Source organism: Brevibacterium sp. R8603A2 (assembly GCF_023072605.1).
In the GTDB taxonomy this organism is placed as follows: domain Bacteria; phylum Actinomycetota; class Actinomycetes; order Actinomycetales; family Brevibacteriaceae; genus Brevibacterium; species Brevibacterium pityocampae.
Genome location: NZ_JALLGN010000010.1, coordinates 99,130 through 125,527 on the forward strand (window position 1 = coordinate 99,130; position 26,398 = coordinate 125,527).

The 26,398-nt window shown below is 70.0% G+C and carries 29 protein-coding genes and 1 pseudogene; 20 read left to right on the forward strand and 10 right to left on the reverse strand.

Annotated elements, in window-relative coordinates; genetic code table 11:
• Positions 1-113: 113 nt before the first annotated feature.
• From MTQ12_RS11245 to MTQ12_RS11265, 5 genes are read left to right on the forward strand one after another with little or no spacing between them, the layout of a single operon-like run.
• On the forward strand, positions 114-1,583 hold the full coding sequence (locus MTQ12_RS11245) for an SLC13 family permease (protein ID WP_247618686.1): 1,470 nt from the start codon (positions 114-116) through the stop codon (positions 1,581-1,583).
• A 4-nt stretch (positions 1,584-1,587) separates the two neighbouring features.
• Positions 1,588-2,997, forward strand: coding sequence for a four-carbon acid sugar kinase family protein (locus tag MTQ12_RS11250; protein WP_247618687.1), 1,410 nt, complete (start codon positions 1,588-1,590; stop codon positions 2,995-2,997).
• Complete coding sequence (pdxA, locus tag MTQ12_RS11255; RefSeq protein ID WP_247618688.1) at positions 2,994-4,055, forward strand: 4-hydroxythreonine-4-phosphate dehydrogenase PdxA; 1,062 nt, start codon at positions 2,994-2,996, stop codon at positions 4,053-4,055. The genes MTQ12_RS11250 and pdxA overlap by 4 nt, the downstream gene beginning before the upstream one ends.
• Before the next feature lie 16 nt (positions 4,056-4,071).
• Positions 4,072-4,851: a DeoR/GlpR family DNA-binding transcription regulator gene (locus tag MTQ12_RS11260; RefSeq protein ID WP_137319500.1), complete on the forward strand. Its 780-nt coding sequence runs from the start codon at positions 4,072-4,074 to the stop codon at positions 4,849-4,851.
• A 47-nt stretch (positions 4,852-4,898) separates the two neighbouring features.
• Positions 4,899-5,600, forward strand: a complete 702-nt coding sequence (locus MTQ12_RS11265; protein ID WP_247618689.1) for a class I SAM-dependent methyltransferase — start codon at positions 4,899-4,901, stop codon at positions 5,598-5,600.
• Positions 5,601-5,664: 64 nt separating this feature from the next.
• Here MTQ12_RS11265 and MTQ12_RS11270 read toward each other — a convergent pair.
• Positions 5,665-6,500, reverse strand: a pseudogene (locus MTQ12_RS11270) (ornithine cyclodeaminase); the annotation flags it as partial.
• 300 nt (positions 6,501-6,800) lie between these two features.
• Here MTQ12_RS11270 and MTQ12_RS11275 point away from each other — a divergent pair.
• The 5 genes from MTQ12_RS11275 (at position 6,801) to MTQ12_RS11295 (ending at position 12,269) form a co-directional block, all read left to right on the forward strand.
• Positions 6,801-7,232 carry an Lrp/AsnC family transcriptional regulator gene (locus MTQ12_RS11275; protein WP_137319498.1) on the forward strand — a complete coding sequence of 144 codons (432 nt, stop codon included), beginning with the start codon at positions 6,801-6,803 and terminating at the stop codon, positions 7,230-7,232.
• A gap of 3 nt (positions 7,233-7,235) precedes the next feature.
• Positions 7,236-8,162: a DUF817 domain-containing protein gene (locus MTQ12_RS11280; protein WP_247618690.1), complete on the forward strand. Its 927-nt coding sequence runs from the start codon at positions 7,236-7,238 to the stop codon at positions 8,160-8,162.
• 182 nt (positions 8,163-8,344) lie between these two features.
• The gene (gene acs, locus MTQ12_RS11285) at positions 8,345-10,411 is read left to right on the forward strand and encodes an acetate--CoA ligase (protein ID WP_247618691.1); all 2,067 of its coding nucleotides are present in this window, start codon (positions 8,345-8,347) and stop codon (positions 10,409-10,411) included.
• A 47-nt stretch (positions 10,412-10,458) separates the two neighbouring features.
• Positions 10,459-11,781 (forward strand): O-acetylhomoserine aminocarboxypropyltransferase/cysteine synthase family protein, encoded by a 1,323-nt coding sequence (locus MTQ12_RS11290; protein ID WP_137319495.1) that lies wholly within the window; start codon positions 10,459-10,461, stop codon positions 11,779-11,781.
• Positions 11,778-12,269: a CoA-binding protein gene (locus tag MTQ12_RS11295; protein ID WP_137319494.1), complete on the forward strand. Its 492-nt coding sequence runs from the start codon at positions 11,778-11,780 to the stop codon at positions 12,267-12,269. Before MTQ12_RS11290 ends, MTQ12_RS11295 begins: the two co-directional genes overlap by 4 nt.
• A gap of 58 nt (positions 12,270-12,327) precedes the next feature.
• Here the strand turns inward: MTQ12_RS11295 and MTQ12_RS11300 are convergent, their stop codons facing one another.
• Positions 12,328-13,503 carry an oxygenase MpaB family protein gene (locus MTQ12_RS11300; RefSeq protein WP_247618692.1) on the reverse strand — a complete coding sequence of 392 codons (1,176 nt, stop codon included), beginning with the start codon at positions 13,501-13,503 and terminating at the stop codon, positions 12,328-12,330.
• 98 nt (positions 13,504-13,601) lie between these two features.
• On the opposite strand from MTQ12_RS11300, the gene MTQ12_RS11305 reads away from it, so the two are divergent.
• The 8 genes from MTQ12_RS11305 (at position 13,602) to MTQ12_RS11340 (ending at position 19,413) form a co-directional block, all read left to right on the forward strand.
• Positions 13,602-14,063 carry a hypothetical protein gene (locus MTQ12_RS11305; RefSeq protein WP_247618693.1) on the forward strand — a complete coding sequence of 154 codons (462 nt, stop codon included), beginning with the start codon at positions 13,602-13,604 and terminating at the stop codon, positions 14,061-14,063.
• A 138-nt stretch (positions 14,064-14,201) separates the two neighbouring features.
• Positions 14,202-15,011: an ATP-binding cassette domain-containing protein gene (locus tag MTQ12_RS11310; RefSeq protein WP_137319491.1), complete on the forward strand. Its 810-nt coding sequence runs from the start codon at positions 14,202-14,204 to the stop codon at positions 15,009-15,011.
• A gap of 19 nt (positions 15,012-15,030) precedes the next feature.
• Positions 15,031-15,714, forward strand: a complete 684-nt coding sequence (locus MTQ12_RS11315) for an ABC transporter permease subunit (protein WP_137319490.1) — start codon at positions 15,031-15,033, stop codon at positions 15,712-15,714.
• Entirely contained in the window at positions 15,711-16,394 is a 684-nt protein-coding gene (locus MTQ12_RS11320) for an ABC transporter permease subunit (RefSeq protein WP_247618694.1), read from the forward strand. The genes MTQ12_RS11315 and MTQ12_RS11320 overlap by 4 nt, the downstream gene beginning before the upstream one ends.
• The gene (locus MTQ12_RS11325; protein ID WP_247618695.1) at positions 16,391-17,317 is read left to right on the forward strand and encodes an ABC transporter substrate-binding protein; all 927 of its coding nucleotides are present in this window, start codon (positions 16,391-16,393) and stop codon (positions 17,315-17,317) included. The genes MTQ12_RS11320 and MTQ12_RS11325 overlap by 4 nt, the downstream gene beginning before the upstream one ends.
• Positions 17,314-18,864: a protein adenylyltransferase SelO gene (locus tag MTQ12_RS11330; protein ID WP_247618696.1), complete on the forward strand. Its 1,551-nt coding sequence runs from the start codon at positions 17,314-17,316 to the stop codon at positions 18,862-18,864. Before MTQ12_RS11325 ends, MTQ12_RS11330 begins: the two co-directional genes overlap by 4 nt.
• A 124-nt stretch (positions 18,865-18,988) precedes the next feature.
• Positions 18,989-19,189 (forward strand): hypothetical protein, encoded by a 201-nt coding sequence (locus MTQ12_RS11335; protein WP_247618697.1) that lies wholly within the window; start codon positions 18,989-18,991, stop codon positions 19,187-19,189.
• Entirely contained in the window at positions 19,186-19,413 is a 228-nt protein-coding gene (locus MTQ12_RS11340; protein WP_247618698.1) for a hypothetical protein, read from the forward strand. Before MTQ12_RS11335 ends, MTQ12_RS11340 begins: the two co-directional genes overlap by 4 nt.
• A 129-nt stretch (positions 19,414-19,542) precedes the next feature.
• Here the strand turns inward: MTQ12_RS11340 and MTQ12_RS15250 are convergent, their stop codons facing one another.
• From MTQ12_RS15250 to MTQ12_RS11375, 7 genes are all read right to left on the reverse strand, one after another.
• Positions 19,543-19,920, reverse strand: a complete 378-nt coding sequence (locus MTQ12_RS15250) for a HepT-like ribonuclease domain-containing protein (protein WP_247618699.1) — start codon at positions 19,918-19,920, stop codon at positions 19,543-19,545.
• Positions 19,917-20,357, reverse strand: coding sequence for an XRE family transcriptional regulator (locus tag MTQ12_RS11350; RefSeq protein ID WP_137319484.1), 441 nt, complete (start codon positions 20,355-20,357; stop codon positions 19,917-19,919). Before MTQ12_RS11350 ends, MTQ12_RS15250 begins: the two co-directional genes overlap by 4 nt.
• Before the next feature lie 132 nt (positions 20,358-20,489).
• Positions 20,490-21,023, reverse strand: coding sequence for a CPBP family intramembrane glutamic endopeptidase (locus tag MTQ12_RS11355; protein WP_247618700.1), 534 nt, complete (start codon positions 21,021-21,023; stop codon positions 20,490-20,492).
• On the reverse strand, positions 21,020-21,229 hold the full coding sequence (locus MTQ12_RS11360) for a hypothetical protein (RefSeq protein WP_247618701.1): 210 nt from the start codon (positions 21,227-21,229) through the stop codon (positions 21,020-21,022). The genes MTQ12_RS11355 and MTQ12_RS11360 overlap by 4 nt, the downstream gene beginning before the upstream one ends.
• Positions 21,230-21,707: 478 nt before the next feature.
• Complete coding sequence (locus MTQ12_RS11365; RefSeq protein ID WP_187721660.1) at positions 21,708-22,625, reverse strand: hypothetical protein; 918 nt, start codon at positions 22,623-22,625, stop codon at positions 21,708-21,710.
• Positions 22,626-22,787: 162 nt separating this feature from the next.
• Positions 22,788-23,204, reverse strand: coding sequence for a hypothetical protein (locus tag MTQ12_RS11370; protein ID WP_126041420.1), 417 nt, complete (start codon positions 23,202-23,204; stop codon positions 22,788-22,790).
• A gap of 644 nt (positions 23,205-23,848) precedes the next feature.
• Positions 23,849-24,097, reverse strand: a complete 249-nt coding sequence (locus MTQ12_RS11375; protein WP_187721659.1) for a hypothetical protein — start codon at positions 24,095-24,097, stop codon at positions 23,849-23,851.
• Between the two features lie 517 nt (positions 24,098-24,614).
• Between MTQ12_RS11375 and erm the strand changes: the two genes are divergently transcribed.
• Both erm and MTQ12_RS11385 read left to right on the forward strand, forming a co-directional pair.
• Positions 24,615-25,433, forward strand: coding sequence for a 23S ribosomal RNA methyltransferase Erm (gene erm, locus MTQ12_RS11380; RefSeq protein ID WP_187722554.1), 819 nt, complete (start codon positions 24,615-24,617; stop codon positions 25,431-25,433).
• A 526-nt stretch (positions 25,434-25,959) separates the two neighbouring features.
• Positions 25,960-26,187 (forward strand): helix-turn-helix domain-containing protein, encoded by a 228-nt coding sequence (locus MTQ12_RS11385; RefSeq protein WP_247618702.1) that lies wholly within the window; start codon positions 25,960-25,962, stop codon positions 26,185-26,187.
• 20 nt (positions 26,188-26,207) lie between these two features.
• Here the strand turns inward: MTQ12_RS11385 and MTQ12_RS11390 are convergent.
• Positions 26,208-26,398 (reverse strand): integrase core domain-containing protein (locus MTQ12_RS11390; RefSeq protein WP_247618703.1); only part of this gene is annotated, 191 nt, incomplete at its 5' end.

A 26,398-nucleotide genomic window follows, 5' to 3' on the forward strand; every position in this document is an offset into this window, starting at 1 on the left:
CGCTACTGGCAGCCCCTGCGCTCCCCGGCCTCTTGTGCGGTCACGCAGAGAAGGTGCATGATTCACTCAGCAAACCTGCGCAGTTCGATCATCTCGACCCAAGGAGACCGCCCATGGATGTGCGGCTGATTCTCGCCCTCGTGCTCGGCATCGCGACCATCGTCGTCCTTGTGCTGCGCACCCGCCTCGACGCGTTCGTCGCCCTGCTCATCGCCGCCCTCGTCACCGGCCTCGTCGCCGGTCAGGAGATCCTCGGCGTCATCGACTCCGTCACCACCGGCTTCGGCAGCACGCTGGCGAGCATCGGCATCGTGATCGGCCTCGGCGTGGCCGTCGGCAAGATCCTCGAGGTCTCCGGCGCCGCCGACGCGCTCGCCCGCGCCTTCCTCCGCGGCTTCGGCAAGGGCAAGGAGCCCTGGGCCATGGGCACCGTCGGCTCGCTCGTGTCGATCCCGGTGTTCTGCGATTCCGGGTTCGTCATCATGAACCCGCTCGCCCGCTCGATCGCCCGCGTCAAACGCGGCGGCTACGTCACCCTGTGCCTCGCGCTCGGCTGCGGCATGACGCTCACCCACCACATGGTGCCCCCGACCCCGGGACCGCTCGCGGTGTCCGGTCTGCTCGGCGCTGACCTCGGCGCGGTCATCCTCACCGGCATGATCTTCACCGTCCTCCTGCTGCCCGTCGTCGTGCTCTACGCGAAGTGGATGGGGCCCAAGCTCGAGGCCCGGCTCAACACCGAGGTCGCCGCTGACGTCTACGGCGCCGACCACGACCTCGCGCTCGCCGAATCCGGCGGCGAGGACGTCCACTCGAAGCTCGACACGATCCAGACCTACCGCGCCGAGGACTTCCTCGGCGAGACCCCGGCGGGGAAGAAGCCACATCGCATCAACGCGTTCATCGGCTCCCTGCCGCTGCTCGTCCCGCTGCTCCTCATCGTCCTCAACACCGTGACCGCCGCGATCGACAAGAACGCGACCGGTCAGATCAATGCCGAGGAGTACGCCGCCTCCGACTGGGTCATCCCGTTCCTGTTCCTCGGCAACCCGGTCATCGCCCTGATCATCGGCATCATCCTCGCCGTCTATGTCCTGCTGCCCCGCTGGACCCCGCGCACCAAGGTCCATTCCTGGCTCGCCCAGGCCGCCGAGTCCGCCGGCCTCATCCTCCTCATCACCGGCGCCGGCGGTGCCTTCGGCCAGGTGCTGCGCGACTCCGGGGTGGGCGACGCGCTCGCCGAGGCCGTGTCCGCGCTGCCGCTGCCGGCGTTCATCGTGCCCTTCGTCATCGCCTCGCTCGTGCGCGTGGCGCAGGGCTCGGGCACCGTCGCGATGATCACCGCCGCCTCGGTCACCGCCCCGCTCGTCGGGTCGCTCGGGATCTCCCCGGTGATGGCCGCGATGGCCTGCGTGTGCGGCTCGATGGTGTTCAGCTACTTCAACGACTCGTACTTCTGGGTCGTCACCCGCTTCACCGGTCTCGACGGGACCGCCGCCCTCAAGGGCTGGTCGGGCATCACCACCGCCGTGTGGGCCGGCAGCATCCCGCTGCTGTTCATCGCCAACCTCGTCATCGGCTGACCCCATGACCCGCATCCTCATGGTCGCCGACGACCTCACCGGCGGGAACGGCTGCGCGGCGGGCTTCACCCGGGCGGGCCTGCGCGCGGCCACCCTGCGGGCGGACGCCTCGGCAGCGGAGATCGGCACTCACCTCGACGCCTACGACGCGCTGGTCGTCACCACCGACTCCCGGCACCTCCCGGCCGCGCGGGCCACTGCGGCCGTCACCGCGGTGCTCGATGCCGGGTGGCCGGCCGACCTCGTGTGCTCGCGCGCCGACTCCACCCTGCGCGGGAACTTCGGCGCCGAGGCCGAGGCGGTCATCACCGGGGTGCGCGCCCGCGGCCGCCGCGCGGTGGGCCTGTGCATGCCGGCCTTCCCCACGGCCGACCGGCAGACCGTGCACGGTCTCCAGCTGCTCGGCGGGACCCGGCTCGAGCACACCGAGCTCGCCCACGACGTCCGCTCCCCGATGACGAGCTCCTCGGTCGCCGAGGCACTGCGGAAGGACACGCACCTGTCCACGCTCGGCATCGACCTCGCCGCCGTCACGGGCCCGCGCTCGGCGCTCGTCGACCGGATCCGCACCCTGCTCAGCGAGGAGCCCGACGTCATCATCGCCGACGCCCTCACCGAGGCCCACCTGCGCGATGTCGCCGAGGCCGCCGTCGAGGCCGACCCCGAGGTCATGTGGGTGGGCATCGATCCCGGGCCGGGCTCGCTCGCGATCGCCCGGGCGATGGGCGCCCAGGGTGCCGCTGGAGCTCCCCCGCTGCTCGCGATCGCCGGCTCCGCCACCGAGCTCACCCAGGCCCAGGTCCAGCGGGTGCTCGGCGAGCGCCCGACCACCCTCGTACGGCCCGTACCCCGGGCCGAGGGCTCCGCCGTGCCCGATGTCGAGGCGACCGCGGCCGAGGTCAGCGCCGCAGTGCGCCGTGCGCAGCCCGGGGAGATCGTGCTCCTCGCCTCCGTCGTCCACCCCGAGGACGTGCGCGAGCTCAGCAACGCGGAGTCCGACGCCCTGCCCGAGGCGCTCGGCCGGATCGCCGCCCGGGTCGTCTCCGCGCACGCCGTCTCCGCGCATGACGCGCCGGCGACCGACGCCGGGCCCGGCCCCGCGATCGGCGGCCTCTACACCACCGGCGGCGACATCACCACGAGCGTGCTCGCCGCGCTCGGTGCCGCAGGCATGGAGATCGACGAGGAGGTCGTGCCGCTCGCCGCCGCCGGCGCGCTCGTCGGCGGACCGTGGGCCGGATTGCCGATCGTCACCAAGGGCGGGCTCGTCGGCGATGCCGGGACCGCGCTCGCCTGCCTCGACCACCTCTCCGGCATGGTGCGGATGCGCACCCGCCTCCTCCAGACCCGCGCCGCGCAGACCACCGCTCGACGCCCAGCCCCTGACAGCCCGGCTCGAAAGGACACCCCATGACCGCTTCCGCCTCCTCCACCGCCCCCACCCTCGCAGTCACCGTCGGCGACCCCGTCGGCATCGGCCCGGAGATCACCGCCGCCGTCCTCCACGAGTTCTCCGGCGACACGAGCCAGCACGGCATCGCCGTGGCCGACCTCGCGGTGATGAAGAAGGCCGTGCAGGTGCTCGGCCTCGACGCCGAGGTGCGCGCCGTCTCCTCCTGGGACACGCCGTCGGCCGGTGAGGGCGTCATCGACGTGTTCGACATCGGTGTGCTCGGCTCCGACCTGCCCGCATGGGGCCGGGTCGACGAGCGCGCCGGGCGCGCGGCGGTCACCGCGATCGAGGTCGCCACGCAGGCCGCGATGGCCCAGCAGGTCGCCGGCATCGTCACCGGGCCGATCAACAAGGAGGCGGTGTGGAAGACCGGCTCGGAGCACCTCGGGCACACCGAGATGCTCGGTGAGCTCACCGGCGTGACCAAGCAGGACACGATGTTCGTCGTGGAGAACACGCACGTGCCCGGTCACCGCCTCCAGGTGTTCTTCGCCACCCGCCACATGGCGCTGCGGAAGGCCCTCGACGCGATCACCGTCGACACCCAGGTCGACTCTATCCTCCGCGCCCACCGCGCGCTCGAGGTCTACGGGGTGGCGAACCCCCGGCTGGCCACCGCCGCGATCAACCCGCACGCCGGGGAGAACGGCGCGTTCGGGGACGAGGAGATCGAGATCCTCACCCCCGCCGTCGACCGGGTGCGCTCCCAGGGCCTCGAGGTCGCCGGACCGATCCCCGCGGACTCGGTGTTCCACCACGGCCTGCAGGGCCGCTACGACGGGATCCTGTCCCAGTACCACGACCAGGGGCACATCGCGACGAAGACCTTCGACTTCGACGGCACCATCAGCGTCACCGTCGGCCTGCCGATCCTCCGCACCTCGGTGGACCACGGAACCGCCTTCGACATCGCCGGCACCGGCAAGGCGGATCCCGGCACCATGCGCTCGGCCTACCGGGCCGCCGTCGGCTACGCGCCCTACGTCGACGGCATCCGCGCCGAATACCTCCCCCGGTGACCGCAGGACGGCCCCGATGACCTCCCGTTCGGCCACCCGCGAGCGTCGCGACCGGCTGCTGCGCCTCGTGCGCTCCGGCACCGACCGCGTCGAGGACCTCGCCGTGCACGCCGGGGTGTCGGAGTCGACGATCCGTCGCGACCTCGCCGCGCTCGAGCGCTCCGGCCGGCTGGCCCGCACCTACGGCGGGGCGACCTCGGTGGCGCCGTTCCGGGAGCGCGGGCTCGCCGAGCGGATAGCGGCGCGCACCTCGGCGAAGGCGGCGATCGGCCGGATCGCGGCCGCGCTCGTGCCGGCCGGGGCGACGATCTTCGTCGATGCCGGCTCCACCACCGCTCAGCTCGTCGAGTCCTTGGCACGCGATCAGGAGCTCACCGTGGTCACGCGCGGGCTCGAGATCGCGCTCGCGCTCGCCGCGGAACCCCGGGTCGACGTGCAGCTCATCGGTGGGCGCCTGTCCGCCGGCAGCCACGGCACCACCGGGGCGCTCGCGCTCGAGGGCATCGACCGCTTCTCCTTCGACCTCGCGTTCCTCGGTGCCGACGCCGTCGACCCGGCCTGCGGGGTCGGCGAGCCCACCGTGGACGAGGCGTACACGAAGGAACGCGTCGCGGCCCGCTCGCGGCGCACCGTCGTCCTCGCCGACGCCGCGAAGCTCGCCCCGCGCAGCGTGCCGGCCTGGGCTCGTCTGCCCCACGGATGGACCCTCGTCACCGATGAGTGCGATCCCGCGCTCCTCGAGGAGTACCGGGAGGCCGGGGTCGAGGTGCTCCACCCGGCCACACAGACGGCGTGACGCACCTCACCTCCGCTCAGGTGCTGCTCCTCCGCTAGGCTCCACACGTGAGCGAATACGACACAGAACCCTTGCAGATGTCCGACGTCCTCGTGACCGCCCGGTCGCTCGAGGAGTACATCGCGATGTTCGACCTCGACATCGACGACCTCGCAGGGAAGTGCGTCCTCGACTGTCCGGGCGGATCCGCGAGCGCTCCGGCGGAGCTCGCGGCCCGCGGCATCGAATCCTTCGCGATCGACCCGCTCTACGGCGGAGACCGCCACCTGCTCGCGGACCGGGTGGCGCACGAGGTGGAGCGCTGGGCCGACTTCGCCCGCACCCACGGCGAGCGCCTCGACTGGCAGCAGTCCGGCACCGGCGAGGAGCTCTACCGGGCACGCGTGCACTCCGCGCAGCAGTTCCTCGACGACTTCAACGCCCGTCCGGCGCACTACATCGATGCGACGCTGCCGCACCTGCCGTTCTCCGACGACGCCTTCGACCTCGCGGTGAGCAGCCACCTGCTCTTCACCTACGCGGGGATGTTCGACGCGGACTTCCACGTCGCCTCGCTCCTCGAGCTCGCCCGTGTGGCGAAGGAGGTGCGGGCCTACCCGCTCGTGTCGATCGAGGGGGTCGAGGACGCCGCATTGCTGGACACGGTGACCAGCGAACTCACCGATGCGGGGCTGGAGGTCGAGCGGCCGGCCTCGCGCTACACGCGGCAGGTCAGGGCCACGACCTACCTGCGGATCACCCGCCACTGAGGTGCCCCGGCCGAGGTGCGGGACCTCGGCCGGAGCACGGGAGCTGGGCCGCCGCCGAGCGGCCTCAGCCGACCGGGGAGAGCGCGCCGATGAGACCGAACAGGTCCTTCGGGTCCTCGGGCTCGGCGACGAGGTCGATGTCGTCCTGGTAGGCCGTGCCGGCGGTCGCGTCGCGCACGTAGCGCAGTGCGGAGAAGTCCGCGATCGCGAAGCCCACGGAGTCGAAGATCGTCACCTGCTGCGGCGAGGTGCGCCCTGCGGCCTGACCGGTGAGCACCTGCCACATCTCAGTGACGGGGAAGTCCGGATCCCGGAGCTGGATCTCGCCCTCGATGCGGGTCTGCTCGGGGAGCTCGACGAACACCTCGCCCAGGTCGAGGATCGCGGGGTCGAGCTCGGTCTTGCCGGGGCAGTCCCCGCCCACGGAATTGATGTGCACGCCGGGCTTCACATCTGCGGCCTCGAGGACCACGCAGTGGGCCTTGTCGGCGATGCACGTGGTGATGACGTCGACGCCGGCGACCGCCTCGGAGGCGGAGGCGGCCTCGGTGATGGTGAATCCGAGGGGCTCGAGGTTCCGGCGCAGCTTCGCCATCGCTTGCGGGTCGGTGTCGAACACGGCGAGCTCGGAGATGCCGAGCGCGGCGCGCATGCCGAGTGCCTGGAACTCGGCCTGGCTGCCGCAGCCGATGAGCGCCATGCGGGTGGAGTCGGGGCGGGCGAGCGCGCGGGCGACCATCGCGGAGGTCGCGACGGTGCGCAGGGCGGTGACGAGGGTCATCTCGCCGAGGAACACCGGGTAGCCGTTGTGGACGTCGGCGAGCACGCCGAAGGCGGTGACGGTCTGGAAGGCGGGGCCGGGTTGAAGGGGTGGCCGTTGACGTACTTGAAGGAGTAGGTGTCCCCGCGGGCCGTGTTCTCGACGCCGACGAAAGCCGTCATGGGTTCCTCCTGCTCAGACGATGATGCGTGGGATGGGGATGAGTGCGGGCCGGGGCCGGGGCCTCATGGTCCACGACCTCGGGGTGGATGACCCCGCGGTCCGTGGAGCAGTTTACGGGCGCGCCCTGCAGGGATCCGTTCCGTTTTCGCAGTACCGTCTGAGTCCAGGTTCGGGCCGAGGGCAGCAACAATGAGCAGACCCTCCGAAATCTGCGCACCGGGCGATCATTGTGCGCACCGCAGGTTTACACTCTGACCATGTACCGCATGGACGACCTCGACCGCCGCCTCATCGCGGCGCTGCGCCGGGATGGGCGCTCCCCGGTGTCGACGCTCGCCGCGGACCTCCACACCACCCGCACCACCGTGACGAGCCGGATGAAGCGGCTGACCGACGCCGGCATCATCGTCGGCTACACCGTGCGGGTCGACACGGATGCGGAGGGCGGCGGCCTCCAGGCGATGAGCCTCATCGAGGTCGAGGGCAGGACCACCGACCGCGTCATCCACGAGCTGCGCGGACTGCCGGAGATCAGCGCGCTCCACACGACGAACGGCGGCTGGGACCTGATCGCAGAGCTCGAGTGCACCGGCCTGCAGAACTTCGACGAGGTGCTCCGCCGCATCCGCGGGGTGCCGGGCATCGTCAACAGCCGCACCCACGTCCTCCTCCGCTCGGTCGTGCGCTGAGCGATGACGGACGAGTCCCGGGAGCGGCCCGAGCATCCGCGCGCCGACCTCACCCGGGTCGAGGCCGCCCTCGACGCCTGGGCCCACCGGCACCTGTCCGCAGAGTCCGGGGCCCGAGGCGCCCGCCGGGCCGGGGTCGAGTTCCTCGTCTTCATCCTCAAGCAGGCCTGGGCGTGCGTGTTCGGCGCGCTCATGCTCGCAGCCCTCGTCGCCACCGCCCTGTGGTACCCCGACGGTGCGGCGCTCAGCCGCAACGACGCGCTCGTCCTCATCGCGGTGGCGATCCAGGTGCTCATGGTCGCCCTCCGGCTGGAGAGCGGCCGCGAGCTGTGGGTGATCGTCCTGTTCCACCTCGTCGGCACGGTGATGGAGCTGTTCAAGACGGCCGCCGGATCGTGGGAGTACGGCGGAGCCGGCGTGCTCGCGATCGGCGCGGTGCCGCTCTACACCGGGTTCATGTACGCCGCGGTCGGCTCCTACATGGTGCGCGTGTTCAAGCTCTTCGACCTGCGGTTCGTGCGCTATCCCCCGCTGTGGCTCACCGCCGTGATCGGGGCGGCCATCTACGCGAACTTCTTCACCCACCACTTTCTGCCCGATGCCCGCTGGGTGCTGCTGGTCGCCGTCGTCCTCGTATGGGGGCGGTGCATCATGCTGTTCCGGAACCATCGCGAGCGGCCGGCTCGCAGCCTGCCGATCCTCCTGCCGTTCCTCGGGGTGGCGTTCTTCATCTGGATCGCGGAGAACATCGGGACGGCCGCCGGGGCCTGGATCTACCCGCACCAGGCGGGCGGCTGGGAGATGGTGTCGCTGTCGAAGATGGTGAGCTGGTTCCTCCTCATGATCATCTCCGTCGTCCTCGTCACCCTCGTCTACCGCCCCCGGCCGCCGGGAGAGCCCGCACCCACCGGTGCCGCAGAGCAGCACTGAGGCACGGTCCGCACGACGCGTCCGGCCGCGATCGCACCGGGTAGCACAGCGCGCACCTCCCGCCGCGCGACCCGCGCCACAGTCCGTCATACGTCGTCATATGACGCGCGAATACGACGCCGTCTGACGGCGTGTGACGCCAAGCGGCGGCTGTGACGCGGGCGTGCGGCTCAATTGACGACATGACCGTCCAGACGACTGCCCCCGTGCTCTCCCCCGTCGCCAGGGCCGATGCGAACCCGGCGCAGGAGTCCGATGCCGCACGGATCGCATTCTGGGAGAAGCAGGCCGCCCGGCTCGACTGGGATTCCCCCTGGCACACCGCCCACACCTTCGAGAAGCCGCGTCGAGTCGACGCCCCCGCCCCGGAATCCGGCGTCACCGAACCCGGCGACCCCGAGTACACCGTGCCGCGCATCGAGTGGTTCGCCGGCGGCACGCTCAACGCGGCAGTCAACTGCCTCGACCGGCACGTCGCCGCCGGGCACGGGGACCGGGTGGCGCTCCACTTCGAGGGCGAGCCCGGCGACCGCCGCACCTACACCTATGCGGGGCTCCTCACGGAGGTGTCCCGCGCGGCGAACGCTCTCGAAGCGCTCGGCGTCGTCCCCGGTGACCGCGTGGTGATCTACCTGCCGGTGATCCCGGAGACGATCATCATCACGCTCGCCTGCGCCCGGATCGGCGCGGTCCACTCGCTCGTGTTCGGCGGGTTCTCCGCCGAGGCGCTGCGCTTCCGCATCGAGGACACCGGCGCGAAGGTGCTCGTCACGAGCGACGGACAGTTCCGGCGCGGCGCGGCCGTGCCGGTCAAGGCCGCCGCGGACGCCGCATGCGCCGGGGACAACGCGATCGAGCACGTGCTCGTCGTCTCCCGCACCGGCGACGACATCCCGTGGACCGCCGGCCGCGACCTGTGGTGGCACGAGTCGCTCGCCGCCCAGCCGGACACCCACACCCCGCGCGCCTTCGACGCCGAGCACCCGCTGTTCATCATCTACACCTCCGGCACCACCGGGAAGCCCAAGGGGCTCGTCCACACCACCGGCGGGTACCTCGTGCAGACGGCCTACACCCACGCGCTGCTCTTCGACCTCGTCGACGACGAGCTCGCCGCGGTCAACGACCCCGCCCGGGTGGACAGCACCGTCCACTGGTGCACCGCGGACCTCGCCTGGGTCACCGCCCACACGTACGAGATCTACGGCCCTCTCCTCAACGGCGTCACCCAGGTGATCTACGAGGGCACCCCGGCCAGCCCGCACCCGGGCCGCCACTTCGAGATCATCGAGCGCTACGGCGTGACGAACTACTACACCGCCCCCACCCTCGTCCGCTCGCACATGGGGAACTTCCCCGACGGCCTGCCCGACACCTGGGACCTGTCATCGCTGCGTCTGCTCGGCACGGTCGGGGAATCGATCAACCCCGAGGCATGGCGCTGGCTGCGCGGCGAGCTCGGCGGCGGCATCCTGCCGGTGATCGACACGTGGTGGCAGTCGGAGACCGGGTCGACGATCATGTCCCCGCGCCCCCACGACCCGTGCTTCGATCCCGGGTCCGGGAGCGCCCCGAAGCCCGGCTGCGCGACCCGCGCCCTGCCCGGCGTGTCGACCCGGGTGGTCGACGAGACCGGTGCGGACACCCCGGACGGCGAGCAGGGGTATGTCGTCGTCGACCGGATCGGGCCGTCGATGGCGCGCACCGTGTGGGGCGACCCGCAGCGCTACCTCGACTCGTACTGGAGGGCTTTCGGCGAGCGCGGCTGGTTCTTCTCCGGCGACGGCGGCCGGCGCGATGCGGACGGGGACATCACCCTGCTCGGGCGCGTCGACGACGTCATCAACGTCTCCGGCCACCGGCTCTCGACGATCGAGCTCGAATCCGCGCTCATCGCCCATCCCGACGTCGTCGAGGCCGGCTCCGCGCCGATCGCGGATCCGCTCACCGGGCAGGCCGCGATCGCCTACGTGGTCCTCAGCGAAGCCGCACGCACGCGGCCGCCGGCCGAGGTCGAGGCGGAGCTGCGCGCCCACGTGGCCCGGGAGATCGGCCCCGTCGCCAGGCCGCAGCGGGTCATCCCCGTGCCCGAGGTGCCCAAGACCCGGTCGGGGAAGATCATGCGCCGCCTCCTCACCCAGCTCTTCGAGGGCACGGCGCTGGGCGACACCACCTCGCTCCAGAACCCCGAGGCGATCGACGGGATCGCTCGGATCGTGGGACACCCGAGCACGACCGGCTCCCGCTGAACCAGACTCCCAATCACCACCGACCAACCGGAAGAGGCCCCCACCCGATGTCAGATCATCAGTTCGGCTTCCGCACCCTGGCGCTCCACGCCGGGGGCACCCCCGACGCCATGCACGGCTCCCGGGCGGTGCCGATCTACCAGTCCACCTCGTTCGTGTTCCAGAACGCCGCCGACGCCGCGAACCTCTTCGCGCTGCAGAAGTACGGCAACATCTACTCTCGGATCGGCAACCCGACGGTCGCCTCGTTCGAGGAGCGGATCGCCGCGCTCGAGGGCGGGATCGGAGCGGTCGCCACGGCCTCGGGCATGGCGGCGGAGTTCATCACCTTCGCCGCGCTCACCCAGGCCGGCGACCACATCGTGGCCTCCTCCCAGCTCTACGGCGGTACCGTCACCCAGCTCGACGTCACGCTGCGCCGGTTCGGGGTGGACACGACGTTCGTCCCCGGCACCGACCCGGCCGACTACCGCGCCGCCCTCCGCCCGGAGACCAAGGCGCTCTACTGCGAGCTCGTCGCCAACCCCTCCGGTGAGATCAGCGACCTCGAGGCGCTCGCGGAGATCGCCCACGAAGCCGGCATCCCGCTCGTCGTCGACGCCACGCTCACCCCGCCCTACCTGTGCCGGCCGTTCGACCACGGCGCGGACATCGTGATCCATTCGGCGACGAAGTTCCTCGGCGGCCACGGCACCACGCTCGGCGGCGTCGTCGTCGAGTCCGGCCGCTTCGACTGGGGCAACGGCAGCTTCCCGGCGATGACCGAGCCGGTGCCCTCGTACAACGGCCTGTCGTGGTGGGACAACTTCGGCGAGTTCGGGTTCCTCACCCGGCTGCGCTCCGAGCAGCTGCGCGACATCGGCCCGAGCCTCTCCGCGCAGTCGGCCTGGCAGCTCCTCCAGGGCGTGGAGACCCTCCCCCAGCGCCTCGACGCCCACCTGGCGAACGCGCGGGCCGTCGCCGAATGGCTCGACTCCGACCCCCGCGTGTCCTACGTCAACTACGCCGGCCTGCCCTCGCACCCGCATTACGAGCGCGCGCAGAAGTACCTGCCCAAGGGCACGAGCCCGGTGTTCTCCTTCGGCGTCACCGCGACCGCGGAGCTCAGCGGGCGCGAGGTCGGGGCCCGGTTCATCGAGGCCACGCAGCTCGCCAGCCACCTGGCCAACGTCGGCGACGCCCGCACCCTCGTGCTCCACCCGGCGTCGACCACGCACCAGCAGCTCACCGCCGAGCAGCTCGCCTCCGGCGGCGTCCACGAGGATCTCATCCGACTGTCGGTGGGCATCGAGGACGTCGAGGACATCATCTGGGACTTCGATCAGGCGCTCACCGCCGCGACCGGACTGGAACGAGAGGACGCACGATGATCGAGACCCGCACCTGGGTGGGACCCAGCGCCACCGAACGCCTGCGGATCCTCCGCGACGCGGAGTCGATCGCCATCGTGGGGGCATCGGACAAGCCCTCGCGCGCCTCGAACTTCGTGGCGACCTATCTGCTGTCCTCCTCGACGTACCGGGTGTACTTCATCAACCCGGTGCTCGACGAGATCCTCGGGCACCCCGTCTACCCCTCGCTCGCCGACCTGCCCGAGGTCCCCGACATCGTCGACGCGTTCCGCAGACACGACGACCTGCCCGGGGTGGCCCGGGAGGCCGTGGAGATCGGGGCGAAGACTCTGTGGCTCCAGCTCGGCTCCTGGAACGAGGAGGCCGCGGCGATCGCGGAGGCCGGCGGTCTGCAGGTCGTCATGGACCGGTGCACGAAGATCGAGCACGCCCGCTTCCACGGCGGCCTTCACCTCGCCGGTTTCAACACCGGCGTGATCTCCTCGAAGCGCCAGGTCACCGCCTGAACCGCACGCGACACCGGCTCCCCTCGGCCACGGGTCCGAGGGGAGCCGGCGCGTCTGCTCAGGCGGCGGTCTCCTCCCCGGCGGGCGCCGTCTCGTAGGCCGACTTCCCGTCCTCGGTCGCGGCGAGGAGATGGGTGAGCATCGCCTCGTTCGTCGCGATCTCCCGCTCGAGCTCAGCGGGCAGCTGCCGGAGGAAGTCGTACCGCTGCCTCACCACCGGCACCTGGAGGAGCTCGGCGACCTGCATCGAGGTCCGCGGGATCGCGAGCCAGTCGGCGAGCTCGTCGCCGTGGATGATCCGGATCTGCGCCTGCGTCCGCTCCACGAGCGGCCCCTCGGGGAGACCGAGGACGAGCGCGAGCTGCGCGGCGGTCGCCCCGACGAGCGCGTCGACGAGCGCCCGCGAGCCGTCGTCGGGCTTCCCGGCGACGGCGGCGACCGCCTGCACCATCGGCTCGGAGGACTCGTGGTCGTCGAGCCCGGCGAGGAGGTCGGCGGGGATCCCGAGCAGCCGCCCGACGACCTGCCACATCCCGTAGACGTCGCGGATCTGCTCCTCCGTGAGGTCGTAGCCCATGGCCGCCAGACCGCGGTACGGGATGTAGGTGAAGTCGAACCACGTGCGGAGCATGTCGATCGCATTGATCGGCAGGCCCCACTCCCCCGTGTCCGGGTGCCGCTCGAGATGCTGGGCGCGCGCGTAGGCGTGCATCGCCCGGACCATCCCGGTGTGCTCGAAGCCGCCGCCGCCCGGCTCGAGCGCGCCGGCGGCATAGAGATGGTAGTTCCAGTTGCGGGTGTCGATGAGCCGACGCAGCGCCCCGTCGACGAGCCGACCGGTGCCCACGAGCACGGTGGAGATCGCCGGGCTCGAGTAAGTGTTGACGAGCGAGCCGGGGCCGAGCGCCACGGAGTGCGTGAGGACGGGGATCGAGAGGTACACCCGGCGGCCGCGCTCGATCTGCTCCCAGTCCGCATCGCTCACCGCCGCGCGCATGTCGTCGAGGAAGGCCGCGACCTGGGGCGCGTCACCAGGTGCGGCCTCCCCGGCGCGCAGCGCGCTGCGGAGCTGCCGCATGAGCGCGGCCCGGGGGACGTCGGCCGTGAACAGGGCGTCGCCGACGGGGTCCCCCTCGTGGAACGCGGTGAGGAAGCGCGCGGCGCGCTCCTCCCCGTGGGTCCGGGTGAAAGCGGCGCGGTCGCCGCGTCCGGCGGGCCAGTCGGTGCGCGTCATGGGTACTCCTTCGGAACCATGCAGTGGTGCGCTGAGCCTAGCAGAACGTTTGCTCGGAGGCCAGGGCATCACACTGCGCGCCCGAGCGGTCCGACACGGTGTCGGGAAATCGATCGATCCGACACCGTGTCAGCAAGCTGGCAGGCCTGGAGATTCTCGAGAACGTCATCCCCGTCGTGCACTTCATCGGCATCGCGGCACTGCTCGGCGGGGTGATCATGCAGTCACTCGCGATGCGGGAGGCGCGGGCCCGGATCGTCGCCCCGCTCATGCACGGCGCGTGGACGATGCTCATCACCGGCGCGCTCCTCGTCAGCCTCCAGCACCCGATCGGCAGCGAGGTAAACGACACGAAGATCACCGTCAAGCTCCTCGCGCTCGTCGCGATCGAGAGCTGGGGCCAGAAGATCGAGGACCTCGGGATCGAGGAGGCCCACCGACGCGCGCCCCTGGTACAGGGCATGATCGGGGCCGGGATGGAGCTCATCGCCCGCGGGGTCGACGAAAACACTGCCGCCGACGACGTCTACCGCATCCTCGTCGACGGCCTCGGCGCCTGAGCGGTCGAGCGGACCCCCTCTGTTCTCCCCGGCTCCGTCACGTAGACTTGCCGCAACCGAGCCGGATGACCGGGGAGGGCGAGTTCCCCGCCCTCGGCCCGCCGGCGCTCCAGTCGACAACCCCCGGGCGGTGGCGCCATGATCGAGTTCGAATCCGTCTCCAAGACCTATCCCGGTGCGCCCGCGGCCGTGACGGACTTCTCGCTGACCATCCCCTCGCACCGCACCGTCGTGCTCGTCGGTTCGTCCGGCTCCGGCAAGACCACCCTCATGCGGATGGTCAACCGGATGGTCGAGCCGACGAGCGGTCGGGTGCTCATCGACGGCACGGACGTGCAGAGCGTCGACCCGGTTCAGCTGCGCCGCTCGATCGGCTACGTGCTCCAGCACGGCGGCCTGCTCCCCCACCGCACCGTGCTCGACAACGTCGCCACCGTGCCCGTCCTCCGGGGGCAGGGGAAGAAGCAGGCCCGCGACGAGGCCGGCGAGCTGCTGCGCCGCGTCGGCCTCGACCCGGCGATCGGCATCCGCTATCCCGGCCAGCTCTCCGGCGGCCAGCAGCAGCGCGTCGGGGTCGCCCGGGCGCTCGCCGCGGATCCGAACATCCTCCTCATGGACGAGCCGTTCGGCGCCGTCGACCCGATCGTGCGCCGCGAGCTCCAGGACGAGCTGCTGCGCCTCCAGTCCGAGCTCGGCAAGACGATCCTCTTCGTCACCCACGACATCGACGAGGCGTTCCGGCTCGGCGACGAGGTCGTCGTGCTCCGCGACGGCGGTCGGATCGCCCAGCAGGGCACCCCCGCCCAGATCCTCGCCGCCCCGGCCGACGACTTCCTCCGGGGCTTCATCGGCGCCGACCGCGGCGAGCGGCAGCTGCGCACCGAGGTCGTCGACGGCCGCACCATCGCGATCGACGCCACCGGGCGGCCGGTGGGGGTCCTCGAATGACTGCGACGGAGAAGCCGGTATGAACTGGCTGGCCAACAACTGGCCCCAGGTCGTCGATCTCACCGGCGCCCACCTGGTGCTCAGCATCCCCGCGATCCTCCTCAGCGTGCTCATCGCAGTGCCGATCGGGCGCCTCGCGTTCTCCCGCCCGCGCCTGGGGTCCCCGCTGCTCGGAGCCGCCTCGCTCATGTACGCGATCCCCGCGCTGCCGCTGCTGATCATCATCCCCGCCGTGCTCGGGTTGCCCCTGCGCTCGCGGGCGACCATGATCGTCGCGCTCACCGTCTACGGCGTCGCGCTGCTCGTCCGCACCGCCGCGGACGCCTTCGCCGCCGTCGACGCCCGCACCCGCGATGCGGCGATCGCGCTCGGCCATTCGCGCTCGAGCGTGTTCTGGCGGGTCGACCTGCCCCTCGCGGTGCCCGTGCTCCTCTCCGGCGTGCGGGTGGTCACGGTGAGCACCGTGAGCCTCGTGACGATCGGTGCGCTCATCGGGGTGCCCGGCCTCGGCTCCCTGCTCACCGACGGCTTCCAGCGCGGCATCACGGCCGAGGTCGTCACCGGGGTGCTCGCCACCGTCGTCCTCGCGCTCGTGCTCGACGGCCTCCTCCTGCTCCTCGGCCAGGCGCTCACCCCGTGGGCGCGCACGAAGGCCGGCCGCGGCACCCACCGTCGGGCCGCCGGAGCGGGGAGCCGCCCATGAACCTCTTCCTCGACGCCCTCGCCTGGCTCGCCGATCCCGCGCACTGGACGGGCCCGAACGCCGTCGGTGTGCGGATCGTCGAGCACCTGTGGATCTCGTTCCTCGCAGTGCTCATCGCCGCGGTCCTCGCGATGCCCGCCGGGATCGTCATCGGCCACACCCGCCGGGGCGCCGGGGTCGTGGGGGCGCTCACCGGCGCGGCCCGCGCGATCCCCACGCTCGGCCTGCTCACCCTGTTCGGCCTCGCGCTCGGCATCGGACTCGAGGCGCCGCTGCTCGCCCTCGTCGTCCTCGCCGTGCCCTCCCTGCTCGCCGGTGCCTACGCCGGGGTGCAGTCGATCGACCCGATCATCCCGGACTCCGCCCGCGCGATCGGGCTGAGCCCCGCCCAGGTCATCCTCCGGGTCGAGGTACCGCTGGCCTCCCCCGTGCTCCTCGGCGGGCTCCGTGCGGCGACCCTCCAGGTCGTCGCGACCGCGACGCTGGCGGCCTACACCGCCGACTACGGGCTGGGCCGCTACCTGTTCTCCGGGCTCAAGTCCCGCGAGTACGACCAGATGCTCGCCGGTGCGCTCCTCGTCGCCGTCATCGCCCTCCTCCTCGAACTCCTGCTCGGCGCCGCCCAGCGCCTCGCCCGCACCCGCATCGCCCATCCCGCACCGGAGAGGACCTCCTCATGAATCGCACACCGCTCACCCTGCTCGCCGCGCTCACCGCCGCCGGCCTGCTCACCCTGTCCGCGTGCGGGGGCGACCCGCTCGCCGAGGACACCACGGGCTCCGGGGGCACCGGCGGCGGAGGCGGCGACACGATCGTCATCGGCTCGCAGGCCTACTACTCGAACGAGATCATCGCCGAGGCCTACGCCCAGGCCCTCGAGGCTGCCGGCGAGTCCGTGGACCGGCAGTACCAGATCGGGCAGCGGGAGGTGTACCTGCCGGAGATCGAGGCCGGGGAGATCGATCTGTTCCCCGAGTACTCCGGCCCGCTCCTCCAGTACTGGGAGTCCGACACCCCGGCGCGCCAGGGCGAGGAGGTCTACAGCGCCCTGCAGGAGGCCATGCCCGACGGCCTGCGCGCCCTCGCCCAAGCACCGGCGACCGACCAGGACTCCTACGTCGTCACCCGCGAGTTCGCCGAGCAGCACGATCTCACCACGATCGCGGACCTCGCCGAGGTCGACGAGGACCTCACGCTGGGCGCGAACTCGGAGGCCGAGAACCGGCCGAACGGACCGCAGGGCATCAAGGAGGCCTACGGGATCGACGTCGGCTTCTCCCCGATCGAGGACAGCGGCGGTCCGCTCACCGTCAAGGCGCTCGAGGACGGCGACATCCAGCTCGCGATCGTCTACACCGCCGACCCGTCGATCACCGAGAACGACCTCGTCGTCCTCGAGGACCCGGAGGGACTGTTCCTCACCTCGCAGGTCGTGCCGATCGCCGGCGAGAACGTGTCCGAGGACGCAGCAGCCGTCGTCGACGAGGTGAGCGCGGCGCTCACCACCGAGGTGCTCCGGGATCTCAACGCACGCAGCGTCACCGACGAGCTGCCCTCGTCGACGATCGCCGGGGACTGGCTGACGGAGGAGGGATTGCTGTGACCGGCGCGGACGCAGGCATCACGCTCTCCCACCGCTTCGCCGACGAGCTGCCGGAGCTCGCGGTGCCGTGGCAGGCCGCGAAGCCGCCCGAGCCCCGACTCCTCGTCCTCAACGATCCGCTGGCCGCGCAGCTCGGCCTCGACCCGGAGGCGCTGCGCGGCCCGGACGGAGGCGGCTCGAGTGCCGGACTCGGTCTGCTCACGGGAACCGCGCCGCCGGCCGGGACGCAGCCGGTGGCCCAGGCCTACACCGGGCACCAGTTCGGGACGCTCAACCCGCGCCTCGGCGACGGGCGGGCCCTGCTGCTCGGCGAGGCGGCGGGGCCCGGCGGAGAACTGCTCGACATACATCTCAAGGGGTCGGGGCGCACGCCTTTCGCTCGCGGCGGGGACGGGCTCGCCGCGGTCGGGCCGATGCTGCGGGAGCACCTCGTGAGCGAGGCGATGCACGGACTGGGGATCCCCACCACGCGGGCGCTCGCGGTGGTCGCGACGGGCGGCTGGGTGCGCCGCGAACGGGCGCTGCCCGGTGCGGTGCTCGCCCGGGTCGCGCGCAGTCATGTTCGGGTGGGCAGCTTCCAGTTCGCCCGGCTGTCCGGCGACGACGCGCTGCTGCGCCGGCTCGCCGATCACGCGATCGACCGGCTCCACCCGGAGGCACGCGCGGCCGCCGACCCCTACCTCGGCCTGTTCGAGGCCGTCGTCGCGGCGCAGGCGGAGCTCGTGGCGCGGTGGATGCTCGTGGGATTCATCCACGGGGTGATGAACACCGACAACATGACGATCTCCGGGGAGACGATCGACTACGGTCCGTGCGCGTTCATGGACGCCTTCGACCCGACGACCGTGTACAGCTCGATCGACACCGGCGGGCGCTACGCGTATGCGAACCAGCCGCTCATCGCCGAATGGAACCTCGCCCGGTTCGCCGAGGCGCTCCTCCCCCTGCTCGGTGAGGCCCAGGAGGCGGGGATCGCGGTCGCGCAGGAGGTGCTCGGCGGGTTCCGCGCCCGCTACAGCGCGGCGTGGACGGCCGGCATGCGGGAGAAGCTCGGGTTCCGGGACGCGGTGTCCGAGGAGTCCGCGGGCGAGGCGATCAACGCGATCCTCCTCATGCTCCGGGACCACCGGGTGGACTACACGGGATTCTTCCGGGGTCTGGCGGACGCGGGTGAGGCTGGTCCGGGCAGTGCCGGCGGCGGCCCCGAGGCGGGCGGTGTTGACGCGAGTCGTGCAGGCCAGGGCAGTGCCGACGCGAGCGTCGTCACCGAGATGCTCGCCGACGTCCCCGAGTTCGTCGACTGGCTCGCGACCTGGCAGGGGCTCGATCCGGATACCGCGCTCATGCGGCGGGTCAACCCGGTCTACATCCCTCGCAACCACCTCGTCGAGGAGGCGCTCGCCGCCGGGGAGGCCGGGGACATGGAGCCGTTCACCCGGCTCCTCGAGGTGGTGACGGATCCGTACACCGAGCGCCCGGGTCTCGAGCGGTACGCGCTGCCGGCGCCCGAGGACTTCGCACCCTACCGGACCTTCTGCGGGACGTGAGGACTGTGGGCGGCGCATGCCCGAACGCTTGACGGGTTCCATCCGCACCGATAGAAGTGATGCATGTCACTCGATGAGGAGTCGCGGCACCTGATCGCGGCATTCGCCGCCGCTGGGCGGTGATGTGCGGGGATCCTGGACCGAGGTGTTCGCGGACTCCCGCAACCGCCGCGTCGTCGTCAAGGCCGTCCACGGCGGTGGGAGAAGGCGCGGTGTGCTGTCGGACCCGCTGCCTGCGGATCCCCCGATGGACGGCCCCCAGCTGGTCGAGGACTGGATCGAGCACGACGGGAGAGACCGCAAGGCCTACGTCGCCGGTGGGTGAGCGGGCTGCTCAAGCCCTCGACTCTCGACCACGAGCACACCACCGAAGGTGAACCCTTCGCCGTAGACGGTGATCTCGCCGCCCTCGCCCGGCATGCAGCGGCCGGCCTCGGGATGCACCTCGCCGGCGTCGACGGGGTCATCGGCCCGCGCGGCCCGGTCGTCGTCGACGTCAACGCCTTCCCCGGCTTCCGCGGGGTGTGGACGGTGCGCCGGAGGCGGTAGCGGAGCATCTGGTCGAGCACGCGGGGCGGGCCGGGGCTGATCCGGACCGGGCGCCGGACCACCCGTGTCCGAACCCGCCGGTAGGGTGAGACCGACAAGCGAACCGAACGGGACTGCCGGATCAGCCGACTACTGATCCGGGTCGTCCTCGCGATCCTCGAGCAGGGTTTCGACGTGGCGACGCAGGTCGGCGGCGTGCACCGAGATAACCTGCCACACGATCTCGTAGTCGACCGCGTCGTATTCGTGGGCGAGCCGGTTTCGCATCCCGACGGCACGGCGCCAGGTGGGCTGTTCGGCACGGTCGCGCAGGAAGTCCTCGGGCAGTCGGCGGACCGCTTCTCCCAGCTTGAGTACGAGGGAGTCTGCCGCGAGGTGCGGTACGCCCAGCTCAGGGTCGCTGTCGTACCACTCCCGGCCCCGGGCCGCCAGCGCCTCCGCGCGACGACACAGCCGAATGATGTCCTCGAGTCCGCGGCGGATCCCAGCGGTCAGCGGTGGGTTCACAATGCCACCGCAGCGCGGGCGATCTCGTGATCAGCACGGAGCGAGCGCGAGGTGATGATGTCCACGCCTCTGCCCAGCAGCTCCTCCAGCAGCTCTGCGGCATCGATGATGTCGAGCAGGTCCAGGTCGGGCTCTGCATCGACGAGCAGATCGATGTCGCTGCCAGGATGATCCTCATCGCGGGCGACGGAACCGAACACCCGGGGATTGCTCATACGGTGCTCCCTGAGCACGGTCAGGATCGCGTCATGATGGTGGGCCAGAGCGGCGCGAGCGGAAGGTCGCAGTGCCGAGTCCAGGCGCTCGACGGTGGCCGCTGAGGGGCGGCGCCGGCCTCGCTCGTAGGCGGCGATGTTCGGCTGCGGCACACCGCTACGTTCGGCGAGCTGCGCCTGGGTGAGTCCCGCCTGCACTCGACGAGATCTGAGGTCTTCCATGACCCGAGTATAGCGCGCGATATACTCGCGCGATCCCGCTGACGATCGACCCCGTGCCGAGGGCCGGCGGCCAACGCCGTCGGCCCGAGGAGCACTGCCGTGCCCGCGGCGCACCCCGGCAGGCCTCTTGCGTCAGACCAGCCCGCTGCTGAGGAGGAAGATCGCGAGGCCGTGGGCGATCGCCGCCGGGATGACGCCTCGGCGCAGGCGGAGGAACGCGCAGATCAGACCCTCCCAGAGGGTGAATGCCAGCAGCGGCCATCCGACGTCGGTCACGGTGGTGGCGAGGTAGGCGTGGCAGGCCGCGAAGATGACGGCCGACAGCAGCGCGGCACGCACGGCCGGCATGGCGGTCTCGAGCCGCCCCTGCAGGTAGCCCCGGAAGAACACCTCCTCGCCGAGGTTGCCGGCCAGCGCCATGAACGCCAGGGCGGGGAGCACGCCGAGAGCGACCGCGCCGCCGCGCTCCTCCAGCGGAGCTGCGGCCGACACCGCGAGGATGGGAGCCGCGGCGAGGATCCCGCCGAGGATGCACAGCCCGAGGGTGCTGGGATTCGGCGTCCCCCACTGCACGAGCGACCGCAGGCGCGTGTCGCGCAGGGTGGCGAGGACCAGGAGGATGCTGCTGAGACCGAATGCCACGAGCACCACAGGGTCGTCGGTCATGCGCAGCCAGGCACGAAGTCGCCCACGAGTCCGAACTCCCACAGCCGGGTGGGAGTCATCGCGTCGCAGATGAGGACGACGATGCGCAGGAGCGGGTCGCGGTCCGCACGCGCCAGCCAGAAGCACACCCCGAGGAGGAGCAGGCCGGGGAGGAGCAGCGCGCCATAGCCCAGCAGCGTGCTCGCGGAATCGAGAAGATCGGTCATGGAGATGCTCCTCCGGGGGATGACGGTGCGAGCTGCGAACGGTCGGGGAATGAGAAAGACCCCGCCGTTGGCGGGGCCGTTCTGCTGTTCACTACGGTGGACGCCGGTGGACTCAGCCCGAACACGTGGGAGCGGCTGGAGCGACTGAGTGCCGCGTGGGAGCAGGCGAAACCGGGCATCGTGAGCGCACGGCCGTTGGTGACTGAGCCCGAGCCGGGGGCGGTCTCGAACCCAACGCGACGGTCCCGAACACCACTGACGCCGGAAGAAGTGGACGCAATCCGAACCGCCCGCACCAACGGAGAGAGCGTCCTGTCGATCGCGAAGCGGTTCGGCGTGCACCGGGTGACGGTATGGGAGCAGACGAAGAACTCGTAAGCCTGGGCGGGCGGTGCGTCGCACCGAACAGGCTGCGGCGACAAGGTATCGGCGGTGAGGATGCCGGCGGCTACTGCACCCTCACCGCCTTCACTGTGCTCTACGCGGCCGACCGTCCGTCGGAGTCGTTCTTATCCAGACGCTCGGCCACGAACGCCTTGAATGTGGCGAGCAGATCCTCGGCGTTGTCGAAGGCCCGCATGGTGATACGCATGTTGGTGCCACGTCCGCGGCCGAGACCCGACTGCTTCTTGAGCCGATCTTTGGGGGTCTTGATCAACCTGCCATCCGACGCCCTCACCGCCTGCTCCAACTGCGCAAACGACAACACACTTGTCTCGTAGTAGCGCGTAGCGGACATGAGGAGAGTCGGGCGGGCCCACTCCCGGGGGACGAGCACGAGCGGCTTTCCGTCCACCACCGGGAGTGTCATGTCCGCTTCGTCCCAGTCACCGATGATCGGATTCCAGATCTGCTTGCGGTACGCCTGGGTCTTGTGTCCAGCAGAGTTGAACTGTGGATACGTGTCGATCATCAGCTGGGTGAACTGCGCGAGCGGCCCGAAGATGATGCGCGTGGTGATGTCGGAGGTAATGTCGCGATCCACGCCCTCGACGAACAGCGGAAGGTCCTCGATCTGTTTGAGGATCCCAACGCGAACCAACGCTTCCACGTCGTTGTTGAGCACGTCCCAGATCCAGGTGCCGACGACGTCAGCGCCCCCGTGGCCGTGGAAGCCCTTTGCAGACATTCCGAGCCGGGTCTCCCATGGCTCGACGAAACGCTGCAACAGCCTTTCGCCCCGACGGCCGGTAGCCCCGGCCCCCTTGATGATGCTGTCAGTCACCTGGCGGGTGAACGTGTCGACGCACTCCAGCGCCTGATTGGCGAACGGCTGGGGTGTCCTCCGCAGCCGGATCGCATGAGGGTCGACGTAGAGACGGTTGTCAGCCGTGACCTCCACATCGACGAACGGAACGGGACCCGTGATCCCGTAGTGGGTGGTGATGGTGGGCATGACGCCCTCCTTCCCTGGGTTTGGAGCCCGAGGAAGAAGCAGAGACAGCGCGTCTCAGGAAACTTCGGTACGCTAGAGGTGACTGAGCAAGTCATCACCGCGCCCTCGGGCCGGTACTGGCCTGATCCCGCACCACCGGGGTCGGGCCAGAGTCTTCTATAGCTAGCGCGCATCGGGCTCCTCTGAGTCCGCTGGCTCTACACGCTTGGCACGGTTGCCACGCACCTCCGCACTCGGCCCCGTCAGATCGATGCAGAGCATGCCGTCCTGCTCATACGGCTTGTACCGTCGGCTGACGCTTGTGTCGATGTCGTAATACTGAGTGAAAGCGGTTGCTGACAAGATGACCTGGCCAGTGTCCCGCGACGACTGCGGACGAATCGAGTACGCGTGAGGCTCCTTTGAAGGGCGCAGAGCGATAACCTTGTTCTCCTTGTCGAACAACAGTTCCACCGTCTCCGGCTCTTCAATCAGCTTGTGAGCTACGCGATTGATCGAGAAGATACCTCTCTTCTGGATCGTCACGCTTGGAGCCTTCGCCAGCGGCGCCATGCGCTTGTCGAACACCTCGAACCCCATCAAAACTCTCCTCTCATCGTCATCACGTTCCGAGTCTAACAGATTGATCCGCCTCAGCGTGTTTGAAGTTCTCTATCGCACGATCCGGCACATCCGAACTTCTGACCTAGGGCATGACATGCCGAGGCGTCACCGACTCTGCCTGGCGCACACGCTAGGTTTCCAGCAGTGACATCTCACGCCCGCCTAGCATCAGAGTTGGAGTTGGCAACAGGGGTATCGCTGTGGTGGTGGTCAGGAGACGGACCACTCGGAGCGTCTTGATTGTTTCAACAGTGCACTGATCAACAGAACCATGGGAGAAGAAGTACCGCGTTCTGGTGAACTACGGAGGAGCCATCGTGCCCTCCGAAGTTGTGAAGGCAGGAAGCAGCTGCCCTGCTCAACGCTGCAGCAGCTTCGATGTACGCTCGCGGATGTGCACGCCAAGACGCGTTCGGGAGCTTCCCGAACGGTTTGCGTCGATGAGCTTTGGCGCTTCTACGCCTCATGGCTGAAACGAGGCTGACCCCGGCTAGGGACCGGGCCAGAGTGACCAATCCTCCGATCGCGACGCAGCCCGACAGAAGCCCGGACCGTCGTCCGCCGTTGCCGGACTTCGTCCACGAGCCAGACCGGCTCCCGGAGCACGGTTGGCCCCGCGGTCAACGGTGGCGCATCGCCTTCGCCGACGCGCGGAACTTTGACGCAGCCTGCGATGTCTTCGGCGACGTAGCGGGCCTGAACAGCAATTGACCCACCGGGTTGGTGGCCGTTAGGACGTCGATACAGTCTTGTGCGGTGGTGTAGTCGAGCCGGACGAACAGCCCCGCGGCGTCTTCGATGTCACGTTCATCCCGGGAGACGTGCAGCTTCATCACCAGCAGGCACTCCGGCGACTTCGTTGCAGGCATTGTGCGGGCTCCAAGAGGAGTATCCCCTCAGACTTGGTGTGCAGGAAGCTCAATACAGCTCTTCGTCTCGTTCTCAGCTCAGCAACGTCACGCCTCTTGCAGATCGAGGTGCCGACCAGGTCGGTTCCGGTCGATGCAGCCATCTTCAGCGACCACCCGGTGCAGCATCATCGGGGCACCCAGGGGGCGCCAGTCCTCGATCTGCAAGACGCGTGGCAGCTCTATGGGATCACTCGCGGAGGTGGAGGTTCGTCGGGCACGGACGGCCTGCAAGTCGGTTCTGGCCTGTGGTGATACGGATCTGCGCGTCTTTGACGCATGGACGGGTTATTGGGTCGCCGAGTGGCGGTGGGGTGACCTACGCTGGTTGGCATGTTGGTTTACGGCACTGCTTCGCTGCGTCTGCGCAGCGCTAACAGCGGCGAGCACCCTCCACAGGTTGTTGCTCCCGCCCCGGTGATCACGGCCGGGCGGCTCTTTCAGCGTGCCCGGCTCCGCAACAACCACGGAGCAAACAGTGCCTATCTATCGAGGTGGCCGTCATGAGCACGGCCAGAACTTCCTGACTGACCCATCCATCATTGCCACGATGACCCGGCTCGTGGCCGCCACCGATGGCCCGATCATCGAGATCGGCCCCGGTGACGGAGCACTCACCACCCCGCTGGCCCAGCTCGGGCCACCGGTGACAGCCGTCGAGATCGACACCCGGCTCGCCCAACGCCTGGCCGAGCGGTTGCCGTCGCACGTGGAGGTCGTCGCCGACGACTTCCTGGACTACCGGCTTCCAACATCGGCGCATGTGCTCGTCGGGAACCTGCCGTTTCACCAGACCACGGCCATGCTGCGACGCATCCTGCATGCCCCGGCATGGACCGATGCAATCGTGCTCGTGCAATGGGAAGTTGCGCGGCGCAGAGCGGGCGTCGGCGGTGCCACGATGATGACCGCGCAATGGGCGCCCTGGTTCACCTTCACGTTGCACAGTCGTGTTCCCGCTCGCGCGTTCACCCCACGTCCGGGCGTCGACGGCGGAATCCTCACCATCCACCGCCGCGAACACCCGCTGCTGCCCCCGGCGCGGCGACGCCAGTTCCACGCCCTGGTCCACCGCGTCTACACCGGTCCCGGACGTGGGCTGGCCCAGATCCTCGCACGCAACACCTCGCTCGGCTCGCCACAGGCGGCACAGGCGTGGCTGACACGCCAGGGCGTGAACGCTGCCGGACTGCCGAAGGACCTGCCCGTCGAGGCATGGGTGGACTTGTTCAAGACCACAGGCTCCTCGCCACCGCCCCACCGCACGCAGTCGTCCTCAGGAAGGCGGCGGCGATGAGCATCGACCCCTCGTGGCGAGTCTGCCCGGACGAGACCACACCCAGCCATACGTGCTGGACCGAGACAGCCGTACACCATGCAGCACGGCTCCTCGCTCAAGACCCCGGACGGGATTGGCGACTTCGTGACCTTGCCGACCTCGTGCACCTGTCCACGTCACAATTGGGCAGGGCCTTCAGCCAACGTTTCGGGATGCCTCCCATCCAGTACCTGGCTCACCTTCGCGCCCACAGACTGGCCGAGCTCCTGATAGAGACTGATCTTCCGGTCGGTGTCGCCATGACACAGGTCGGGTGGCGCAGCCGCGGCCACGCCGCACGACAGTTCACCACCATCGTCGGGGTCAGCCCATCCGCGTATCGACGTACCGCGACCCAACGAGCAAGCCTGGAATGCCCGTGCTGTGGACAGCGAAGCGAGTTGCCCCGATGACGGCCACAGAGCACTCTGGCCTCGGCCCTACCAGGACAGAGATCCGTGACACGGTCATTCGGATGCGAGCTGATCTCGCTCACCGGTGGACCTTGGCCGAACTCGCACAGGATGCCCATCTGTCGCCGTCGCGGCTCGGGGGCCTGTTCGTGGAGCAGTTCGGCGTCCCGCCGATCATGTTGCTGGCTCGGTTGCGGGTGCGGGAGATGGCTCGGCTGTTGCGGGAGTCGGACATGACGGTCGGCGAGATCGGGGTCCGGGTGGGGTGGCGGAATCGTGGTCATGCGGCGGAGCAGTTTGTCAAGCCCTGGGTTTGGTAGAGGCTTCTTTTCTTGGTTTCCTATGCGGCCACGCCTGTAGTGGTCTGCTGTTTGATCCAATCAGAATGCGCCTCGATCGGCGGTCGGTAGTGCAGCGCCGAATGCAGTCGGACGTGGTTGTACCAAGCCACCCACTTCGACGTCTCGGCCATCACTTCGATCACTCCCGACCACTCCCGCCGGTCGATCAGTTCGGCCTTGTACACCGAGT

What these genes read in the sequence shown, in the direction of transcription:
- MTQ12_RS11300 (WP_247618692.1), bottom strand. Translation starts at nt 13,503, where the DNA reads ATGACGCGCACCGACTGGCCCGCCGGACGCGGCGACCGCGCCGCTTTC.
- MTQ12_RS11355 (WP_247618700.1), bottom strand. Translation starts at nt 21,023, where the DNA reads ATGACCGACGACCCTGTGGTGCTCGTGGCATTCGGTCTCAGCAGCATC.
- acs (WP_247618691.1), top strand. Translation starts at nt 8,345, where the DNA reads ATGACCGTCCAGACGACTGCCCCCGTGCTCTCCCCCGTCGCCAGGGCC.
- MTQ12_RS11245 (WP_247618686.1), top strand. Translation starts at nt 114, where the DNA reads ATGGATGTGCGGCTGATTCTCGCCCTCGTGCTCGGCATCGCGACCATC.
- MTQ12_RS11360 (WP_247618701.1), bottom strand. Translation starts at nt 21,229, where the DNA reads ATGACCGATCTTCTCGATTCCGCGAGCACGCTGCTGGGCTATGGCGCG.
- MTQ12_RS11295 (WP_137319494.1), top strand. Translation starts at nt 11,778, where the DNA reads ATGATCGAGACCCGCACCTGGGTGGGACCCAGCGCCACCGAACGCCTG.
- MTQ12_RS11315 (WP_137319490.1), top strand. Translation starts at nt 15,031, where the DNA reads ATGAACTGGCTGGCCAACAACTGGCCCCAGGTCGTCGATCTCACCGGC.
- MTQ12_RS11250 (WP_247618687.1), top strand. Translation starts at nt 1,588, where the DNA reads ATGACCCGCATCCTCATGGTCGCCGACGACCTCACCGGCGGGAACGGC.
- MTQ12_RS11350 (WP_137319484.1), bottom strand. Translation starts at nt 20,357, where the DNA reads ATGGAAGACCTCAGATCTCGTCGAGTGCAGGCGGGACTCACCCAGGCG.
- MTQ12_RS11375 (WP_187721659.1), bottom strand. Translation starts at nt 24,097, where the DNA reads ATGCCTGCAACGAAGTCGCCGGAGTGCCTGCTGGTGATGAAGCTGCAC.
- pdxA (WP_247618688.1), top strand. Translation starts at nt 2,994, where the DNA reads ATGACCGCTTCCGCCTCCTCCACCGCCCCCACCCTCGCAGTCACCGTC.
- MTQ12_RS11280 (WP_247618690.1), top strand. Translation starts at nt 7,236, where the DNA reads ATGACGGACGAGTCCCGGGAGCGGCCCGAGCATCCGCGCGCCGACCTC.
- MTQ12_RS11310 (WP_137319491.1), top strand. Translation starts at nt 14,202, where the DNA reads ATGATCGAGTTCGAATCCGTCTCCAAGACCTATCCCGGTGCGCCCGCG.
- MTQ12_RS11275 (WP_137319498.1), top strand. Translation starts at nt 6,801, where the DNA reads ATGTACCGCATGGACGACCTCGACCGCCGCCTCATCGCGGCGCTGCGC.
- MTQ12_RS11260 (WP_137319500.1), top strand. Translation starts at nt 4,072, where the DNA reads ATGACCTCCCGTTCGGCCACCCGCGAGCGTCGCGACCGGCTGCTGCGC.
- MTQ12_RS11370 (WP_126041420.1), bottom strand. Translation starts at nt 23,204, where the DNA reads ATGGGGTTCGAGGTGTTCGACAAGCGCATGGCGCCGCTGGCGAAGGCT.
- MTQ12_RS11290 (WP_137319495.1), top strand. Translation starts at nt 10,459, where the DNA reads ATGTCAGATCATCAGTTCGGCTTCCGCACCCTGGCGCTCCACGCCGGG.
- MTQ12_RS11325 (WP_247618695.1), top strand. Translation starts at nt 16,391, where the DNA reads ATGAATCGCACACCGCTCACCCTGCTCGCCGCGCTCACCGCCGCCGGC.
- MTQ12_RS11320 (WP_247618694.1), top strand. Translation starts at nt 15,711, where the DNA reads ATGAACCTCTTCCTCGACGCCCTCGCCTGGCTCGCCGATCCCGCGCAC.
- MTQ12_RS11365 (WP_187721660.1), bottom strand. Translation starts at nt 22,625, where the DNA reads ATGCCCACCATCACCACCCACTACGGGATCACGGGTCCCGTTCCGTTC.